The 17850-nt window shown below is 63.2% G+C and carries 21 protein-coding genes; 12 read left to right on the top strand and 9 right to left on the bottom strand.

What is annotated here, in order from left to right; translation table 11 throughout:
* The first annotated feature begins 24 nt into the window (after positions 1 to 24).
* Positions 25 to 654 (top strand): hypothetical protein, encoded by a 630-nt coding sequence (locus tag OEG79_RS06410; protein WP_264147958.1) that lies wholly within the window; start codon positions 25 to 27, stop codon positions 652 to 654.
* 54 nt (positions 655 to 708) lie between these two features.
* Here OEG79_RS06410 and OEG79_RS06405 read toward each other — a convergent pair whose 3' ends face one another.
* Positions 709 to 897 carry a DUF1289 domain-containing protein gene (locus tag OEG79_RS06405; protein ID WP_017362144.1) on the bottom strand — a complete coding sequence of 63 codons (189 nt, stop codon included), beginning with the start codon at positions 895 to 897 and terminating at the stop codon, positions 709 to 711.
* A complete protein-coding gene (locus OEG79_RS06400; RefSeq protein WP_264148683.1) occupies positions 890 to 1216 on the bottom strand; it encodes a hypothetical protein in 327 nt (108 codons plus the stop codon). The genes OEG79_RS06405 and OEG79_RS06400 overlap by 8 nt, the downstream gene beginning before the upstream one ends.
* Positions 1217 to 1435: 219 nt before the next feature.
* On the opposite strand from OEG79_RS06400, the gene OEG79_RS06395 reads away from it, so the two are divergent.
* From OEG79_RS06395 to OEG79_RS06375, 5 genes are all read left to right on the top strand, one after another.
* On the top strand, positions 1436 to 2629 hold the full coding sequence (locus OEG79_RS06395; protein WP_264147957.1) for a GGDEF domain-containing protein: 1194 nt from the start codon (positions 1436 to 1438) through the stop codon (positions 2627 to 2629).
* A 54-nt stretch (positions 2630 to 2683) separates the two neighbouring features.
* On the top strand, positions 2684 to 3379 hold the full coding sequence (locus OEG79_RS06390; protein ID WP_264148682.1) for a GNAT family N-acetyltransferase: 696 nt from the start codon (positions 2684 to 2686) through the stop codon (positions 3377 to 3379).
* A 199-nt stretch (positions 3380 to 3578) separates the two neighbouring features.
* On the top strand, positions 3579 to 4436 hold the full coding sequence (locus tag OEG79_RS06385) for a DMT family transporter (RefSeq protein WP_264147956.1): 858 nt from the start codon (positions 3579 to 3581) through the stop codon (positions 4434 to 4436).
* Between the two features lie 186 nt (positions 4437 to 4622).
* Entirely contained in the window at positions 4623 to 6032 is a 1410-nt protein-coding gene (locus OEG79_RS06380; protein WP_264147955.1) for an FAD-binding oxidoreductase, read from the top strand.
* Complete coding sequence (locus OEG79_RS06375) at positions 6032 to 6625, top strand: hypothetical protein (protein WP_115291050.1); 594 nt, start codon at positions 6032 to 6034, stop codon at positions 6623 to 6625. The genes OEG79_RS06380 and OEG79_RS06375 overlap by 1 nt, the downstream gene beginning before the upstream one ends.
* A gap of 39 nt (positions 6626 to 6664) precedes the next feature.
* On the opposite strand, the gene gcvA is transcribed toward OEG79_RS06375, so the two are convergent.
* Positions 6665 to 7564, bottom strand: coding sequence for a transcriptional regulator GcvA (gene gcvA / locus OEG79_RS06370; RefSeq protein WP_264147954.1), 900 nt, complete (start codon positions 7562 to 7564; stop codon positions 6665 to 6667).
* 119 nt (positions 7565 to 7683) lie between these two features.
* Here gcvA and OEG79_RS06365 point away from each other — a divergent pair, with 119 nt between their 5' ends.
* Positions 7684 to 8385 (top strand): FMN-dependent NADH-azoreductase, encoded by a 702-nt coding sequence (locus tag OEG79_RS06365; protein WP_264147953.1) that lies wholly within the window; start codon positions 7684 to 7686, stop codon positions 8383 to 8385.
* Between the two features lie 156 nt (positions 8386 to 8541).
* Here the strand turns inward: OEG79_RS06365 and OEG79_RS06360 are convergent, their stop codons facing one another.
* Positions 8542 to 9285, bottom strand: a complete 744-nt coding sequence (locus OEG79_RS06360) for a class I SAM-dependent DNA methyltransferase (protein ID WP_264147952.1) — start codon at positions 9283 to 9285, stop codon at positions 8542 to 8544.
* A 247-nt stretch (positions 9286 to 9532) separates the two neighbouring features.
* Here OEG79_RS06360 and OEG79_RS06355 point away from each other — a divergent pair, with 247 nt between their 5' ends.
* Entirely contained in the window at positions 9533 to 9880 is a 348-nt protein-coding gene (locus tag OEG79_RS06355; RefSeq protein WP_013716543.1) for a cupin domain-containing protein, read from the top strand.
* Positions 9881 to 9975: 95 nt separating this feature from the next.
* Here the strand turns inward: OEG79_RS06355 and OEG79_RS06350 are convergent, their stop codons facing one another.
* Positions 9976 to 10239 (bottom strand): DUF2798 domain-containing protein, encoded by a 264-nt coding sequence (locus OEG79_RS06350; protein WP_264147951.1) that lies wholly within the window; start codon positions 10237 to 10239, stop codon positions 9976 to 9978.
* 362 nt (positions 10240 to 10601) lie between these two features.
* Between OEG79_RS06350 and eco the strand changes: the two genes are divergently transcribed.
* Entirely contained in the window at positions 10602 to 11078 is a 477-nt protein-coding gene (gene eco / locus OEG79_RS06345) for a serine protease inhibitor ecotin (protein ID WP_264147950.1), read from the top strand.
* Between the two features lie 81 nt (positions 11079 to 11159).
* On the opposite strand, the gene OEG79_RS06340 is transcribed toward eco, so the two are convergent.
* Positions 11160 to 11804, bottom strand: a complete 645-nt coding sequence (locus OEG79_RS06340) for a YecA family protein (protein ID WP_264147949.1) — start codon at positions 11802 to 11804, stop codon at positions 11160 to 11162.
* A gap of 155 nt (positions 11805 to 11959) precedes the next feature.
* Here OEG79_RS06340 and OEG79_RS06335 point away from each other — a divergent pair, with 155 nt between their 5' ends.
* Positions 11960 to 13972 (top strand): peptidase U32 family protein, encoded by a 2013-nt coding sequence (locus OEG79_RS06335; RefSeq protein WP_264147948.1) that lies wholly within the window; start codon positions 11960 to 11962, stop codon positions 13970 to 13972.
* A gap of 63 nt (positions 13973 to 14035) precedes the next feature.
* Here the strand turns inward: OEG79_RS06335 and OEG79_RS06330 are convergent, their stop codons facing one another.
* Positions 14036 to 14344: a putative quinol monooxygenase gene (locus OEG79_RS06330; RefSeq protein WP_264147947.1), complete on the bottom strand. Its 309-nt coding sequence runs from the start codon at positions 14342 to 14344 to the stop codon at positions 14036 to 14038.
* Positions 14345 to 14499: 155 nt separating this feature from the next.
* On the opposite strand from OEG79_RS06330, the gene OEG79_RS06325 reads away from it, so the two are divergent.
* Positions 14500 to 15087: an NAD(P)H-dependent oxidoreductase gene (locus OEG79_RS06325; protein ID WP_264147946.1), complete on the top strand. Its 588-nt coding sequence runs from the start codon at positions 14500 to 14502 to the stop codon at positions 15085 to 15087.
* Positions 15088 to 15092: 5 nt separating this feature from the next.
* Here OEG79_RS06325 and OEG79_RS06320 read toward each other — a convergent pair whose 3' ends face one another.
* Entirely contained in the window at positions 15093 to 15953 is an 861-nt protein-coding gene (locus OEG79_RS06320; protein ID WP_264147945.1) for a CAP domain-containing protein, read from the bottom strand.
* A gap of 186 nt (positions 15954 to 16139) precedes the next feature.
* Here OEG79_RS06320 and OEG79_RS06315 point away from each other — a divergent pair, with 186 nt between their 5' ends.
* Positions 16140 to 17189, top strand: coding sequence for a GGDEF domain-containing protein (locus OEG79_RS06315; RefSeq protein ID WP_264147944.1), 1050 nt, complete (start codon positions 16140 to 16142; stop codon positions 17187 to 17189).
* Here OEG79_RS06315 and OEG79_RS06310 read toward each other — a convergent pair whose 3' ends face one another.
* The gene (locus tag OEG79_RS06310) at positions 17190 to 17639 is read right to left on the bottom strand and encodes a hypothetical protein (RefSeq protein ID WP_264147943.1); all 450 of its coding nucleotides are present in this window, start codon (positions 17637 to 17639) and stop codon (positions 17190 to 17192) included.
* Between the last annotated feature and the right edge of the window lie 211 nt (positions 17640 to 17850).

Here is a 17850-nt window from a genome sequence, read left to right as displayed (position 1 = left end):
TTTTCCCATTTCAAGGAAAATACAATGCGCCTTATCCTTCTTCTGAGCCTTTGCCTGGGTTTGATAGCCTGCAGCGCCAACCCGCAGCGGCTCTATCAGGAGCAAGTAGTCGGTTCCACTACCCCCCTGGCCAAAACACCCGCAGAAGCAGTTCGCAATGCCACTGTCGAGCCCATGCAGATCAACCCAGGATGGCGTCCAAAACAATGGCAGATCAGTGCGCAGGAGCCTCGTCTGTTAGTCGATGGGGTACCGTCCAACTACCGTGTATTTTCCGTCGACCCCAAGGCCAACAAGCCCTTTCTGATCAAGGTTCACTCCTGGTGCGTGAACAGTTGCCTTGGCTTTAGCAAGTATGTTTTATCGCCTTACTTGATTTTGCTGGATGAGAAATCAACAGTGATTGGTCGTGGCTTTGGCCAGATACGTGGCCAGATCGGTGTGGTTAATCAAGAGCTAGCGGGCCAGGTTACTCACAGCGGCACTTATTACCTGATCGTCGCAGCGGATAACCGTAACCCCGGCGAGCAGGTGCTTGTTGATAATGTGCTGGTCGTCGGCACCAACATACCGAAGACCATCGCCCCCTTGCGCATTGGAATGGGCAGTTATCCATTCGGTAGCGTCGCACCGTTTTTAGCCGAGCCGCAGTAATAGTGCATGAGCACCGGGTCGGTAGGGACAGCAGTTCCCATCCGGCCCGTCTTGCTAGTTCTTGCCTTTCTTCCTGGCAATCACCTTCATCCTTGCTGCGGCCTTCTGCACGGTGGCCATCTTCTCGGGCCGTTTCATGCCCCGCCATTTGCGGATTTCCTCGCGCGTGCGCCCGCAACTGACGCACAGCTCGCTGTTGAGCTGACACAGCGACACGCAAGGGTTTTCAATGTCCTTAGCCACGCTTGCCCCTTGCCGGTCGTTCGACCGAGAACGCCACGTGGTCGACGATGCGCGATACGCTGATGCCCACCTCGTCGAAAGCCGCCAGGGTCAGCGCCAGCATTCTCGCCTTGTCCGGGCTGGCGAGTGCCCGCGCCCTGCTCGCCTCGCTATCGAACATCCAGGTCACCACAAGGCTCTGCGGAAACTGTTCGTAGTCCACACCATGAGTCAGCCACTGGAAGCCGACGATTTCGCTTTTCGCCGTTTCGCAGGCAAGGGTCAACGCGCGGATCAGCTCGCGCTCGATGCCTGAGTATTTTCGTTTCGGCGATGGCATATGGCTCTTCCGGGTCGCTGTTCGATGTGCCGCCATGCTACCCGAGACGCTCCAGGCCAGGATGGCGCTGGCGTTCATGACGCGAAGCGTGGGACCACTGCAGGCACCCGACCGCCAGCCCTTTGAAATTCTCCGCGAGCCCTTACAATCTGCCGCCCCAAAAGCCCGGCATACGCCGAGGCATCCTTCATCGTGCAATCCACACAGGCTACCCAGAACATGGCGTTCGACGCCCCGACCATGCTGACCCTGACCGTCGCCCTCGCCGCGGCTGCTGCGCTGTACCTGGCGGTGGAGTGGCATAACGTGCGGGAGTCGCCCTTGCTGTTCTGGAGCGCAGGCTTCGCAACCATCACCATCGGCTCAACCCTGGCCCTGCTGCGTGGCAGCGGCCTGATCCTGATCGGCATCTGGTTGGCCAATGGCCTGCTGGTGACGGCCCACTGGTTGTTCCTGCTGGGCGTGGCCCGCTTCACCGAGGCGCGTTTCTCGCGGGCCTGGTACCTGGTCTTTGTCGCCTGGCTGGCGATGCTGCTCCTGCCGGATGGGCCGCAGTGGTCCAGGGTCATGCTGCTCACCAACTCGATGCTGGTCGCCCTGGTCACGCTCAAGGCCAGCGTTCTGCTGCGCCCCCATGGCAATTCATTGAGCGTGGGCGCCGCCCAGTTGCGTTATGTATTGCTGGTGCATGGCCTTTTCTACGTAGCCAAGGCCATGACCGCCGTGGTGCCCGGCACGCTGATCGACCTCAGCGCCTTTCGCGGTTTGATCATTCAGGTTTCGTTGGTGGAAGGCGCCATGGCTCTGATGCTGATTTCCCTGTCGATGACCGGTACCGTGCGCTGGCGCCGCGAAAAACGCATCGAGCGCCTGGCCGCGCGCGATCCGCTGACGTCGCTGTACAACCGTCGTGCGCTGGAGGCACGAGCTGGCGACCTGCTGAAGGAAACCTCGCCCGCTCGCACCGGCGCCCTGTTGCTGATCGACATCGACAACTTCAAGCTGGTCAACGACCTTCACGGCCATCTGGCGGGAGACCGCCTGCTAATCAGTCTCGCCGAGATACTGCGCTCGTATCTGCCGGAGCGCGCGCTGACGGCACGCCTGGGTGGCGACGAGTTCGTCATCCTGCTGAGCGACACGTCGAACGAGTCCGTCGTGACATTGGGCAATGCGCTGCGCCAGCGCTTCAACCTCATGGCGTCACAAGCCTTTGCCACTCCGCAGACCGTGACCCTGAGCATAGGCGCCACGTTGTTCGATCAGCCACCGGCCAGCCTGGCGGCGCTGATAGAGCAAGGCGACACCTTGCTCTATCAGTCCAAGCGCGGCGGGCGAAACAGCACGCGGGTAGTAGATCGGACGGGGGAAGAAGCGGGAGCAGCCGGCGCCGATCTGCGGGAAACGATCTGAGCGCTACCTGCGGGTTACAATCGTGCCCCCTTGTCCAGCGGAACCCATCTGCCGATGTTCACCCTTGCCCACCTCAGCAGCCCGTCGCCCGAGTCACTGAAGAGCCAGGTGCAACAGATGGTGGTCGACTATTTCGCCGACATCAGCGCGGTACCGCTGCTGCCGAGCAACCCGCTGTACCAGCTTTACCAGTACGTGATCGGCTATGAGCTGCATCTGCACCTGCAGACCATGAACGGCGACGCCGAAGGCCCCGTGCAGTTGCTGCTGGCGCTGGACGATGAAGATCCGGCCCGTGTGCTCGGGTTTGCCCTGTACCTGCCCAGCCCGGACGATGCTGCCGCCTGCACTCTCGCCTATCTGGCTGTGCACAGCGAGCATCGCGCCCAGGGCATCGGTCGGGCGCTGCTGCAACGCGTACTGGAGCAACGCCCGCACCTGGAACTGGCCTGCACCGCGGACAAGGTGCCGCTGTTCGAGTCCATGGGTTTGCAGGTGCTGGCCGCCCAGGGTGCGCAGGTGGTGATGAACAGCCGCGACTATCGCTCCAGCGGCATGTTCGCCGTCGCCGACCTGGCGCCGGTGTTCGCCTCCACGGAGGTCCGGCAGATTCACGCCTACCTGCTCAAGCAGCACGGCCAGCGCGCCATGCAGCAGGCGGAAAAGCAGCGCGACCAGCATCTCGATGCGCTCGCGCTCCAGGCGCAGCAGCTGGTCGACGAACGCCTGCCCTCGCGCGCGCTGCACTGAACCGCCACGTCGTCTGCGATTGGCAGGCTCACGCTCGGTGCGCGCAGCCAAGGTCGCTAACCGCAGTGCTCGGGGCGCTTCTGGGCAGGTTAGTGGCACAGATCGCGGCCATCATCGGGGCTAGCACTGGCTGCGCCCGCGTTCGAGGGCTCGCCAGCCCAGGACACGATACCGACAACGACCTACCGAGGACCCACGGATGAATGATTCAGCACGGGGCTTGCTGCTTGTGACCAGCGGCATCGCGATTCTCAGCTTCGATGGCCTGCTGGTACGTCTGGCCCAGGCCGATGGCTGGAGCATCGTATTCTGGCGCGGGCTGCTGATGTTCCTGGCCCTCGGCGTGTTCTCGCTGTCGGCCAAGAGCCGCGCCAGCGTTCGCGCGCATCCGCTGCTCAGTGCCTGCTCTGCCCTGCTGCTGGCGCTGATCTCGATCTTCTTCGTGCTTGCGGTGATCCATACCCAGGTCGCCAACGTGGTGGTCATTCTCTGCACGGCGCCGCTGTTCGCCGCGCTGTTCACCCGTTTCTTTCTCGGCGAGCAGGTGGCGCTGCGCACCTGGCTGGCCATTGGCGTGGCGGCATTGGGCATCATGCTGGTATTCGCCGGCGCCTTTGATGCCAGCGACCTGGCCGGCAACGGCTATGCGCTGCTGTCCTCGGCGGCGGTGGGTGCCAACCTGACACTGCTGCGCCGCCATCCGGCGCTGGAACGCATGCCGCTGATCGCCCTCGGCGGGCTGGCGGCGGCACTGATCGCCTGGCCCAACGCGCAGCCCTTCGCGCTGGGTGCTTCGAGCTACTGGGCGCTGGCCATCATGGGCCTGGTGCAAATGCCGCTGGCCACCTTGCTGATCAACAACGCCACCCGCTACCTGCCTTCAGCCGAAGTGGCGCTGTTCTATTTGCTGGAAACCGTGCTGGGTACGCTGTGGGTCTGGTACTTCCTGCACGAGACGCCGGCCAATGCGACGCTCTACGGTGGCGCGCTGGTGATCGCCACGCTGGCGGTGCATGCCGGCCTGACCTTGCGCGTGCGCCCGGCGCTGCCGGCCTGAATCCGCCCGGCCCTGGCTGACCGCCACGACGAGTACCAGCCGCGGGGGCCACCGCTATTTCAATTGACACTCGCCACAGCAGTTGAGGAACAATGGCCGCCAGCGCTCGCTCGATGGCAGGCCATTTCCACCGATGCACCGCGCCACCAAGATCATCCGCTTCATTGCCGCGAACAGGGACGTCCGATGCGCATTCTCCCCCTCCTTATCCTGCTGCTGTGCCAGGCCACCCATGCCGTGGAAATCGTCAACGACGTCAGCGGCATGAACCCCATCGAGGTGGCGCAGGTGCTGGCGCCTACCGAGCTGGAACAGATCGTCGAGGCGGTGCGCGCGCATCCCGGGCCTATCGCCATTGGCGGCGGGCGCTACAGCATGGGCGGGCAGACTGCGACCGAGCAAGCCCTGCAGCTGGATATGCGCCGCTTCAACCGGGTGCTGGAGTTTTCCGCAGAGCGCCGGGAGATTCGTGTACAGGCCGGCATCACCTGGCGCGAAGTGCTGGAGTACATCGACCCACACGACCTGTCGCCGCAGATCATGCAGTCCTACGCCAACTTCACCGTTGGCGGCGCGCTCAGCGTCAATGCCCATGGCCGTTACGTCGGCCAGGGGCCGCTGGTGCTCGGCGTGCGTTCGTTGCGCCTGGTGCTGGCCGACGGCCAGGTGGTGGACGCCAGCCCGACGCACAACAGCGAGCTGTTCCATGGCGCCATCGGCGGTTACGGCGGGCTGGGCGTCATCGTCGAGGCCACCCTGCCGCTGGTGGAGAACAGCAGGCTGATGCGTCAGACGCAAGTCATGCCGCTCAGTGACTATGCGCAGTTCTTCGCCAGCCAGGTCCTCGACAACCCGGACATGGTGATGCACAACGGCATCCTCTACACCGACGACTACGACAGCGTGCGTGCCGTGTCCTACCTGCGTACCGACGCACCGCTGACCGTGACCGAACGCCTGGTGCCGCTGGAGCGTGACTACAAGGCCATGCGCGCCGCACTGGCTGTGGCCGGCAGCAATGGCAGCGCCAAGGTACGCGAAAGCCTGGTCGACCCGCTGCTGCTCAAACGACCACAGGTGCAGTGGCGCAACCATGAAGCCAGTCTGGATGTGCGCGAGCTGCAGCCCATATCCGGCCCTGGCTACAGTTACGTGCTGCAGGAGTATTTCGTCCCGCAAGCCCAGCTGGAGCACTTCGTCGCGGGTATGGGAAATGTGCTCAAGAAGCACAAGGTCAAGGTGGCCAATATCTCCATCCGCCATGCCAAGGCCGACCCGGGTACGCTGCTGGCCTGGGCCCGCGAAGACACCTTCGCGCTGGTGATCTACTACCGCCAGGGCGTCTCGCCCGACGAGCGCACCGCCGTGGCCAACTGGACACGGCAACTGATCGACCTCGCCATCGCCCACCAGGGCAGCTACTACCTGCCTTATCAAATCCACGCCAGCCGTGAGCAGTTCCTCGCCGCCTATCCACACGCCGAAGCGTTCTTCGCGCTGAAAAGGCGCGTCGACCCAAGCAACAAATTCCGCAACAAGCTGTGGGACGCCTATTACCTGCCGCCCGATAACCGGACGAATGCCAAGGAGTTGTGATGCCCGGCATCATCCATGTCGCGGACACCTTTGCGGCGTTTCTCGACGACCTGCAAACTCGCCGCGCCCCTGCCCTGTACCAGCTGTCGAAACTGCGAAACGGCTTCGAGGGCTGGCTGAAGATCGAGCTCTATCTCTGGCTGACCGAACGCTACCAGCTGCAGCCGCAGACGGATGTGGGAGTCGAGTACAAGGTCTGGCTGGATCAGCGGCGCGGACAGATGGACCGTGAAACCAAGCAATGCGACCTGTGGGTACGTGATGCCGCAGGCCACGGCTACCACTACATCGAACTGAAAGTCCCGTTCGCCAACAACAACCGCGGCAAGCTGTTTCTCAGCGCGTCCGACGACTTCTGGTACATGTCGCGCCTTCTTGCCGTCGACCAGTCCGCCGCGAGTGGAAGCGCCATCCTGGTCGGCGCTGGGTTTGACGAGCATGACTGGACGCGGGCCATCGACGAAGCAGTCGCTTATGCAGGCAACGATCCGGCAATGGTGCAACTCAGGGTCGGGTCGCTGAAGCTGGAGGAGGCACCCACACTGCAATGGGCGGTGATGACGAAACGCTATGCGCCCCGACCCGGCGCCTAGCGCGCTTGATATCCGCCCGGCAAATACCGGCCACTGCCTCTAGATCGAACACAACCCGCCTGGCACCGTCAGGATCCATTGCCGCACGGCCTGGATACTCGGGTCGTTGCGCCGGCTTTCCGGGTACACCAAATAGAACGGCTTGCCTTCCAGCTCGGGACCGAAGGGCTGCACCAGTCGTCCAGCCTTCAGCTCGTCTTCGATCAATTGCCGACTCATCAGCGCCACGCCCTGGGCGCCGATGGCCGCCGAGACGGCATGGGTCTCGTCGGAGAACACCAGCCCGGCACCGACATCCAGCCCCGTCACCTGGGCCTTCTTCTGCCAGACGGCCCAATCCAGCGGTGCGGACATCACCGCCTGGTTGCGGAAATGGATCAGCGTATGCCTGGGCAAATCGGTGACGTCGTGCAGCTCCAGTAGCGGGCTGCACGCCGGAACGAAGGTGTTGTCGAAGAGTTTTTCCGCCACCAGCCCGGGCCAGCGGCCATCGCCATAGCGGATGGCGATATCCGCAGTGACACCGTCGAGCGCCACCGGCTCGTGCGAGGCGTGAATGCGCAGGTCGATATGCGGATGGGAGTCACGCAGCAGGCAGACCCAGGGCAGCAGCCAGCGCACCGCAATCGCAGGCGTGGTACTGAGGGTGACCGCGTGCCGGCGCGGTGCGGCGCTGAGCCGTTCGACCGCTGCGCCGATGCTGTCGAAGGCGCTTTCCAGCACCTGCTGCAACTCGCGCCCGGCCATGGTCAGTTCCAACTGGCGCGGTTTGCGCAGAAACAGCGCGACGCCGAGGGATTCTTCCAGCGCGCGGATCTGATGACTGATCGCCGTAGCCGTCACGGAGAGTTCTTCCGCCGCCTGCTTGGCACTCTCGTGACGAGCCGCCGCCTCGAAGGCCCGCAAGGCGGATAACGGAGGTAGCCGGCGTCGACCCATAGCTGAGATTTCCTCATCCGTTTCACAAAATATTGATCGTTTGTCGCCAACATTGGGCGACTCTAGCCTGAGTCTGCTGCCAATCACAGATGAATTCAAATTCAAGCAGGAGATTCACCATGACCCATATTCTGCATCTCGACGCCAGCGCCCGCCCTGGCTTCGCCGGCCAGGATCTGCACGGTTCCCACAGCCGCAACCTCAGCCATCGCTTCGTCAGCCAGTGGCAGGCGCGACGCCCGCAGGACGTCATCACCTACCGCGATATCGGCCAGAACCCGCCATCGATCATCAGCCATGACTGGATCGCCTCGTCCTTCACTCCCGAGCCCAAGCGTGAAGCCTGGATGCGTGAGACGCTGGCCGAAAGCGATCGTCTGGTGGACGAACTGATTGCCGCCGATGTGCTGGTGATCGGCACGCCGCTGTACAACTTCGGCATGCCCGCCGCGCTCAAGGCGTGGATCGATCAGATCGTGCGCCCCGGTCGTACCGTGGAGGTGGACGAGAGCAACCTGCTCGATCCCTATGTGCCCATGCTGGCCGACCGGCCACGCCATGTGGTGATCCTCACCGCACGCGGCGGCATCGGTTTCGATGCCGGCGGCGAGATGGCGCACATGAACCATCTGGAGCCGAACCTGATCACCGCGCTCGGCTTCATCGGCATCACCCGTGTGCACCAGATCGCCATCGAGGGGCAGGAGGTCGACGGCGAACTGCTTGCCGCATCGGTTGCCCAGGCACTGAACAAGGTGGATGCGCTGGTCGCGCAACTGCAAGGGGAAATGACCGTTGCCCGCCAGGCGCAGCCCGCCTGATCGATGGCACCTTGACTCGTCTGGCGTCCGCAGCCGTCGGCGCCGGACGCGCCCCCATGCCCAGCGGCTGACCATGAAGAGTGAAGCGGAACACTGACGGGGTTATGCGCCCCCGGATAGAGCAAAGGGCCGGCAGGTAGAGCTCAGGAGCGTCGGTCAGCGCTTGCTACAGGCGAACAGCGCGTTACCGGATTTGGTATCCCATGGCGTCAGGCGCTGATAGTCGTGCTCCAGCGCCTGCACTTCAAAGTATGGCGCCAGCAGCGCCTGCAGCTCGGCGAAACTCACCGCTACCATCGGGTGCTCGTCGTTCCATATCTCGGTCCGTTCGGCCTGGGTACGCTCGATGCGCAGGCGCAACGCCTGCTGCTCGCCGTCGCCCGGGTAGTACCAGCCGGAGCTGAAGCGGAACTGCCCTTCGCCATGCAAGGCGCTGTGTGAAACGAACGAAGCGTTGTCGATGCGCTGTCTGTCCACGGCGTTGAAGCAGAACACGCCGCCCGGGGCCAGAGCCGCATGCACGCTGGAAATGCAGGCCTTGAGTCGTTCGATGCTGGCGCTGTAGTGGATCGAGTACAGGAAGCAGGTAATCAGATCCAGCGGCTCGTCGACCTGAAAACCGCACATGTCCTGCCGGGAAAAGCGCGCCTCGGGGCAGCGCAAGGCGGCGCGGTCGAGCATTGGCTGGTTGATGTCCAGGCCGCCGCTGGTGTAGCCGGCATCGATAAAATGGCGCACATGCGGGCCGGTACCGCAGGCCAGGTCGAGGTGACGCTTGCCGCCGTTGCCGAACAGTTGCTGCAGGCGCTGCACGCAGTGGCTTTGCGCGGCGTAGTCGATGTCCGCGCACATCAGATCGTAATAGCCCGACAAGTCGGTATAGAGGGCGTTGCCGGACATGATGACCCGCCAGGATTTCGAGGGGCGCGCATCATATCCCAGGCGCAGCGGCAGCAACCGCAGAGGATGGAGAAATATCGCAGCGCCCGCCAGCAAAGATCAGGGCCGGCCTGGTGAATCGCGTCCGACAGGAGCCGCAAGGCCGCGCACACAGCGCGAATGAATAGCCCCGCGTCGCGTCCCGGCAACCGCCCCTTGCCACCCCGCTCTATGGTGAAGGCCCTTTCCGACCGATACCGGAGCGCCAATGGCCAATAAACCGATCACCGTTCTGCGCGATACCCAGCCGATGCCCGTCGTCGACGCCTGCAAGTGGGAGCGCATCGAAGGTGACCCGCACACCGTCAACCTCAACGCCTACACCTCCGACGACGGCAGCAAGATCATGGGAACCTGGATCTGCACGCCCGGCAAATGGCGCGTGGAGTACGTGAAGTGGGAGTACTGCCACTTCCAGGAAGGCTACTGCATCATCACCCCGGATGGCATGGAACCGATTCACCTCAAGGCCGGCGACATCTTCGTGGTCGAGCCCGGCATGAAAGGCACCTGGGAAGTGGTCGAGACCGTGCGCAAGTACTTCGTCTTCGCCTGATCATCGCGCCCTTGTCGGTGTGCGCCTCGCAAGGCGCACACCGGTTCGCCTTGTCGGCGTCGAAGGCGGCCCCCAGCAGGGCTACCCGGGATTTCTCAGGGCGCCCGCACCGTCAGGCTCACCAGCTTGAGTACGATCGGCCGTACCAGCATCACGCAGACGAAAGCCACAGGCATCGCCAGGCTGTATGCGCTGAGCGCTGCCTGCAGATAACCCTCGCCGATACCGCGGTTCGCGGCAGTGATGACCAGCGTCATCAGCATCGCCATGATGCCCGACATGTAGAAGGCGAAGGCCACCGGCATGGCGCGCGCAGGCAGTTTCCAGCTGCGCGAGGCGGTTGAGTCGAGGTCGGACATGTTCTGTTTCCTGTTCGATGAAAGCGCCGGCACTCTAGCGGTGAAAGTGACGCGGCGGTAGAGAGGGTGGAAGGTAAGTGAAATACCAGGCCTATCTTACGAATGGAGGCCTGATTGGAAAGCGAAAGCCACGATACCCTGCGCAGTCTGGCCATGAGCTCGCCCAGAGTGCTTTGTTAATGGACTCCCTGCCGCGAACCCTGCCCACCAGACTGAAAGCCTCCGACGAGACGCCCTGGCGAGGTGCCGAAAATGGCTTGAAACCTAAGGGAACCTGACCTATTGAAAAGGGTCTGTGCTGCTTCGCCGCCTCGGTGGCTTCCCTTTCACGGATGGCTCAAAAGCCCTTCAAAGGAATCATCATGAACCGACTCAAACTGCCGTTGTTCGCCCTCGCCTGCACACTGCCGCTGGCGGCCTGCGCCGCCACGCCCGAGGCGTTGAAACCCTTCCCCGCAGCCGCCGAAGGCTACAGCCGCCATGTGATCGAGCTGCCGGCACAGGCCAACGAAGCCGAGTACAAGGTCGAGATCATCGCCGGCAAGACCCTGGAAGTGGACTGCAACCATCAGCGTCTGGGCGGCCAGTGGCAGGAAAAGACCGTGGAAGGCTGGGGCTACAGCTACTACGAACTGGGCCAGGTCGGCCCGGCCATGAGCACGCTGATGGCCTGCCCGGACGACAGCCGCAAGCAGGCCTTCGTACCTGTCGGCGGCGAGCCGCAACTGCTGCGCTACAACAGCAGGCTGCCGTTGGTGATCTATGCGCCGGATGATGTCGAGGTGCGCTATCGCCTGTGGTCGGTCACGGGCGAAAGCAGCCTGGCGCCACGTCAGTAAACCCGGCAGCGAAATACCCGCCTGACCGGGGCGGGTATTTCAGCTCAGCACAACGCAAGACCGGCGCCAGCTGAGTCGGCGTCAGCGCATGCAGCACTGCTTGTATTTCTTGCCGCTGCCGCAGGTGCACGGGTCGTTGCGACCCACCTTGGCCTCCTCGCGGCGCACCGGCAGCAGCGGGTCGAGGTTCTGCTGCCAGTATTGGTAGAGCTCGACGGCAGCCGGTTCGATCATCGCCGTGCTGGCGTCATATTCCGCATCGGACATGGCCTTGAGCCGCTCGCTACCGCTTTCGTCGCCGTGCAGGGTGATCAGCGCCAGGGCGGCCGCCACCGGCTCGGGCAGCGACTCTTCCAGCCAGCCGGCCACCGCAGCACCACGCAAATAGCCCGCGCACCATTCGGAGACGATCAGCTTTTCGCCCTTGCCGTTGTCGTCGGCGAGGAAGATCGCCTCGTAATCATCCGGCTCCTCGCTGAGCATGTAGGTGGCTTCGCTCATCAGTTCCACCGCCAGCTTCATGAAGCGCTCGCCATCCTTGTCGCTCGGCCACTGCGGCGGCTGGTCGGCCCAGATCGCCGCGTACCAGACGGCAGGCGCGACTTGGCGCGGCGCGGAGACGACGGCGGCGAAGAAGCCGTCCAGCTCGCTGGCAGAGAGGATCGAGTCATCGTTGCCGTACTTGAGCAGCCACTGATCGAGCTTCTCCAGTCCCCTGTTGTCCATCGTCAGACCTCGCCGTGAAAAAGGGCGCTACTGTCCCACAGTTGAGGCGTTGCAAACAGCCCGATCCGCCGTCCGGCACATGGCGGATGCCCCGATCATCCAGGCCCGGTACAATGCGCGACCTCCGTGCCTTCAGCCTGCCAATAGAAAAAACCATGTCCCTGCCCAAACACCACCTGGAACTGCTCAGCCCTGCGCGTGATGTCGAGATCGCCCGCGAGGCCATCCTGCATGGCGCCGACGCCGTCTACATCGGCGGCCCGAGCTTCGGCGCGCGGCACAACGCCTGCAACGAAGTGAGCGATATCGCCAGGCTGGTGGAGTTCGCCCACCGCTATCACGCGCGGGTGTTCACCACGATCAACACCATCCTGCATGACGATGAGCTGGAACCGGCGCGTGCGCTGATCCACCAACTCTACGACGCGGGCGTGGATGCGCTGATCGTGCAGGACATGGGGGTGATGGAGCTGGATATCCCGCCCATCGAGCTGCACGCCAGCACCCAGACCGACATCCGCACCCTGGCACGGGCCAGGTTCCTCGACCAGGCCGGTTTCTCCCAGCTGGTGCTGGCCCGCGAGCTGAATCTGCAGGAAATCCGCGCCATCAGTGACGCCACCGATGCGACCATCGAGTTCTTCATTCACGGTGCGCTGTGCGTGGCCTTCTCCGGCCAGTGCAACATTTCCCACGCGCAGACCGGACGCAGCGCCAACCGCGGCGACTGCTCCCAGGCCTGCCGCCTGCCCTACACCCTCAAGGATGAAAAGGGCGGCGTGATCGCCTACGAGAAACACCTGCTGTCGATGAAGGACAACAACCAGAGCGCCAACCTGCGTGCCCTGGTCGAGGCCGGCGTGCGCTCGTTCAAGATCGAGGGCCGCTACAAGGATGTGGCCTACGTGAAGAACATCACCGCCCACTACCGCCGCGAGCTCGATGCCATCCTCGAGGACCGCCCGGATCTGGCCCGTGCCTCCAGCGGCCGCACCGCGCACTTTTTCGTACCCGATCCGGACAAGACCTTCCACCGCGGCAGCACCGACTACTTCGTCACCGAGCGCAAGGTGGACATCGGCGCCTTCGATTCACCGACCTTCACCGGGCTGCCTGTCGGCCATGTCGAGAAGGTGAACAAGCGCGACCTGATCGCCGTCACCCACGAGCCACTGTCCAACGGCGACGGACTCAACGTGCTGGTCAAGCGCGAGGTCGTGGGCTTTCGCGCCAACATCGCCGAACTCAAGGGTGAATTCGAGGAAGACGGCGAGAAGCGCTACCGCTACCGCGTCGAGCCCAACGAAATGCCCGAGGGCCTGTTCCGTCTGCGTCCGAATCATCCGCTGAGCCGCAACCTCGACCATAACTGGCAGCAGGCCCTGCAACGCACCAGTGCCGAGCGCCGTATCGGCGTGAGCTGGAAGGCCGTGCTGCGCGAGGATGCGCTAAAACTGACCGCTACCAGTGAAGAAGGCATCAGCGTCGAGGTCGCCCTGCCCGGCCCGTTCGGCGCCGCCAACAAGCCGGAGCAGGCACTCGATGGCCTGCGCGACCTGCTGACCCAGCTCGGTACCACCATCTATCACGCCCAGGGCGTCACCCTCGACGCACCGCAGGCGTTCTTCGTGCCCAACTCGCAGCTCAAGGCGCTGCGTCGCGATGCCATCGACAAGCTCACCGAAGCCCGCGTCGCCGCCCACCCGCGCGGCTCGCGCAAGGCCGAGACCGACCCGGCGCCGGTGTACCCCGAGTCGCATCTGTCGTTCCTCTACAACGTCTACAACCAGAAGGCCCGCGACTTCTACCACCGTCACGGTGTCCAGCTGATCGACGCGGCCTACGAGGCGCACGAGGAAACCGGCGAGGTGCCGGTGATGATCACCAAGCACTGCCTGCGCTTCTCCTTCAACCTGTGTCCGAAACAGGCCAAGGGCGTGACTGGCGTGCGCACCAATGTGGCGCCGATGCAACTGGTGCATGGCGATGAAGTGCTGACCCTGAAGTTCGACTGCAAGCCGTGCGAGATGCACGTGATCGGCAAGATGAAAGGGCACATCCTCGACCTGCCGCAGCCGGGCAGCGCAGCGGCCCAGGTGGTCGGTCACATCAGCCCGGACGACCTGCTCAAGACCATTCGCAACAAACCGACCGGCTACAGCCACTGACCCGCGGGATTCGGGGCCGCCTGCGCGGCCCCGCTGCGCTTACTGCTGCCAACGGCGCCCGTGTTACGCCGCTACGGCTCGGGTCGGGCTGAGCATCTCGACTTCGCGGATGACCAGATCGCTACGCAGGTAGTCCATGCGCCGCTCATGAAAAGCGCGCATGTGCGGCAGCGCCATGTGCTCGGCCAACGCCTCCTTCGATGCCCAGACCTCATAGAAGATGAACAACGTAGAATCCTGCGCATCGCGCAGCATGTGGTACTCGACACAACCAGGCTCGGCGCGACTGGGCTGGACATAGGCGCGAAACAGACGTTCGAAGGCATCGGCCTGCTGTGGCTTGGTGTGAGCCTGAACAATGAAGGCATACATGGGGTGCGACTCCGACGGGAAACAATCGACCCGCACTCTAGCGCATGACCCACCCGTTATTTCATGACTTTCAGTCAACAATCCTTTGCCTGGCGGCGGCTGTTTCCCAGCCATCCCATTACTTAACCTTCGCCCATCATTTCCAGGAGACATTCATGAAAAAGATCCTTCTGCTCAACGGCGGCAAGCAGTTCGCCCACTCTCAGGGCCGCTACAACGCCACTCTGCACGAGGCGGCAGCGGCTTTCCTCGACCGCGCCGGATTCGACATCCGCACCACCTTCATCGACGAGGGCTACGACGTCGAGGAAGAAGTGCAGAAGATTCTCTGGGCCGATGTGGTGATCTACCAGATGCCCGGCTGGTGGATGGGCGCGCCCTGGACGGTGAAGAAGTACATGGACGAGGTGTTCACCGCCGGTCACGGCAGCCTCTACGCCAACGATGGCCGCACTCGCTCCGATGCGTCGCAGAAGTACGGCAGCGGCGGGCTGATCCAGGGCAAGCAGTACATGCTGTCGCTCACTTGGAACGCGCCGCTGCAGGCGTTCGAAGACCCCACCGACTTCTTCGAGGGCAAGGGCGTGGACGCGGTGTATTTCCCTTTCCACAAGGCCAACGAGTTCCTCGGCATGAGCGCCCTGCCCACCTTCCTGTGCAACGACGTGATGAAGGTGCCGAACATCGAGCAAGACGTGGCGCGCTACGAGCAGCACCTAGCCAGAGTGTTCGGCATCAGCTGAGTCGTTCACTGCCCGCCGAACAAGGCCGTCCAGTAGATGCCGGCGTCGCTTTGTGGGTCGCTGGCGTAGGCAGCCCCCAGCTCGCTGAACTCGGGGTTCATGATGTTGGCGCAGTGCCCTGGGCTGGCCAGCCAGCCCTCGACCACCTTGGCGGTATTATCCAGCGCAGCGGCGATGTTCTCGCCCACCCTGCTGCCGCCATAACCTGCCAGCTCGGCCCGATCACCCGGCGTCAGACCGTCACGCCCCTGATGGGAAAAGAAGTTGCCGTTGGCCATGGCGCGGCTGTGGCTCTCGGCAGCACTGCCCAACTCAGCGTTCCATACCAGCGGCGCGGTGGCGGCAAACGCCTGGTCGCCGCACTGGCGCGCCTCGGCGCGAGCGGAATTGATCAGCAGCAGCAGGCTCTCCCCCTCGGTCTGCCAGGTCTGCAGGCGACCGCTCAGTAGCGGTCGTGCCAACACGATGCGCCAGTCGCGGTCCTGCTGATTGACACCAATGTCGATGAACTGCGGGTCGAGCAGCACGCGGCAGAAGCTCTCGCTCAACGCCTGCATCGCAGCTTGCGCATTGCGGGGACCGGAAAGCGTAATGGCCTGGACGTTGACCAGTGGATAGCCGGCGGCGCTCAGCGAATCCTGCAGATCGCCGGTGCCGTTGGCAGGCAGTATCAGGCGCGGATCGTTGGTCAGTGGCGGCAGCGGTTCGGAGGCCAGCACGCCACAGCGCTGCACCTCACTGCGATAGGCGTTGATCGTCTCGATCAGTGCCAGATCCTCGCTGGCCTGCACCGAGCCGGCTCCCCCCGCCAACAACAGCACCAACAGACAGCACTGCCAGCCCCATTTGTTCCTTGTTGTTGTCATACTGTCCTCTCCCAACTAACGTCGTGATTCTGACGTATTTTCCGGCGCGCCATCATGGCCGGCTTCCTCGTCCCTTCGAATGCTTCGCGAACACTGGTCCTGCCAGTGCCCGGCAGGGTTCCTGCATGGCTCGCCCTGTGGCACTGCTGCACTTACGCACTTGCTTCACCTCGCTCGAGGACACTGATGCCCGGTTATTCCACCCAGAACGAGCGACATAGGCGCCCGATCCTGAAAGCCTTGCTATGGATCACCTTATGCGGCGGTTTGTTCTTCTCCGCGGTCAATCTGCTGCACGACAACTGGCTGCTGGCAGGCCTGGAGATCGGTTATGCCGCGGTATCGCTGTATCTGCTGTGCGTCCTCGACCGAACGCGCAACCTGCAGCTATTGACCGCGATTTACCTGGTACCGTTCTTCAGCATCATGATCGTGGCGCTGGCTCAGACCCACACCAGCTTCGCGGTGTTCGCCTGGATTCAGTCAATTCCGATCATCTGCTATCTGCTGCTGGGGCTGCGTCTGGGCATGTACGGCTCGGTGCTGTTCGTCAGCATCGGCCTGTTCGTCTTCACCCGGAGATTTCATTCGGACAGTCTGCTGCATAACGTCGAGATCATCGCCAATCTGGGCCTGTCCAGCCTGGCAGTGATGATTTTCGCCCATCTCTACGAATGCAGCCGCGTGCGCAACGAAAAGCGCCTGACCGAGCAGGCCACCAGCGACGCCCTGACCGGTTTGCCGAATCGCTTGAAGCTGGCCGAGGTGTTCAAGCGCGAGCGTGCCCATGCACTGCGCAATGACACGCCCTTGTCGCTGGTGTTCATTGATATCGATCACTTCAAGCAGATCAACGACCGCTTCGGTCATGAAGCCGGCGACCGCGCCCTGACGCATTTCACCAGGGTGTTGACTCAACGGCTGCGCATCAATGACCTGTTCTGTCGCCTGGGTGGCGAGGAGTTTGCCTTACTGCTGCCTGGCAGCACGGCGAAGCAGGCCCACGACATCGCTGAAAGCCTGCGCCGGCGCCTGGCCGAGCAACCTTTGACCATCGATGGCACTGTCCTGCCGATGACGCTGAGCGCCGGCGTAGCGAACCTGGGCACGGACGGGCAATCGCTGGACGAGCTGATGCTGGCCGCTGACAGACGCACCTACGCAGCCAAACGCGCCGGACGCAACCTCGTGCTCAGCGAGGAAGATATGGGCGACACCAGGGCGGCTGTGGAGTGATCAGGCGAAAACGCTGATCCCGCCCTTTTCCTGCAGCCATTGGCGATAGGTTTCCAGCGAGTCGGTCTGCTTGTCGCCATTGTGGCCGGCGATGCGGACGCTGCCGTCCAGACCGGCGTCCACCATCTTCTGGACCTGCGCCAGCAGCTTGGCGGCATCGTCGCGATCCAGTTGCATCACATCCGGCAACGCAATCACCGAAGGCTCCGCTGGCTGACTCTCGGAACTGCGCTGCAAGCCATTGCTGGCCGTCGCCGCACCTCCATTCATTGCACGCAGCAGCCCACCCTCACTGCGCGCGACCATCTGCTTGGCGAAACGCCGCAGATCGGCCAGCGGGTCCTCGCCGGCCTGGCCACCGGTTTCACCACTGGCGCTACTGGAACGATTGCTGACCTGGCTGCCGTAGTAGCTGAGCATGGCAGGCATGCTGTTGTTGATACTGGTCATATGGCCTCCCGCCCAAAACGCATTCCCTACCTGCAAAGCAGGTTTCGGGCCAGCCCTGAAAGCCAGTAAACACGGGGAGTTCGGCATTCACGACGGCAGTTGCTTGCCAGCCTTGGGCAAGCTTTTGCCTGGCCATGCCTTCAAGCCCTTTCGCAAAAGCGGCCCGGCAGAGACAGATTCAACGGCTGGACAATGGTCGAAACAGCTTTCC

Origin of the sequence: Pseudomonas sp. Z8(2022) (assembly GCF_025837155.1) — a bacterium.
Taxonomy (GTDB): domain Bacteria; phylum Pseudomonadota; class Gammaproteobacteria; order Pseudomonadales; family Pseudomonadaceae; genus Aquipseudomonas.
The sequence above is the reverse complement of the archived record's forward strand: the minus strand, read 5'-3'. Positions and strand labels throughout refer to the sequence as shown.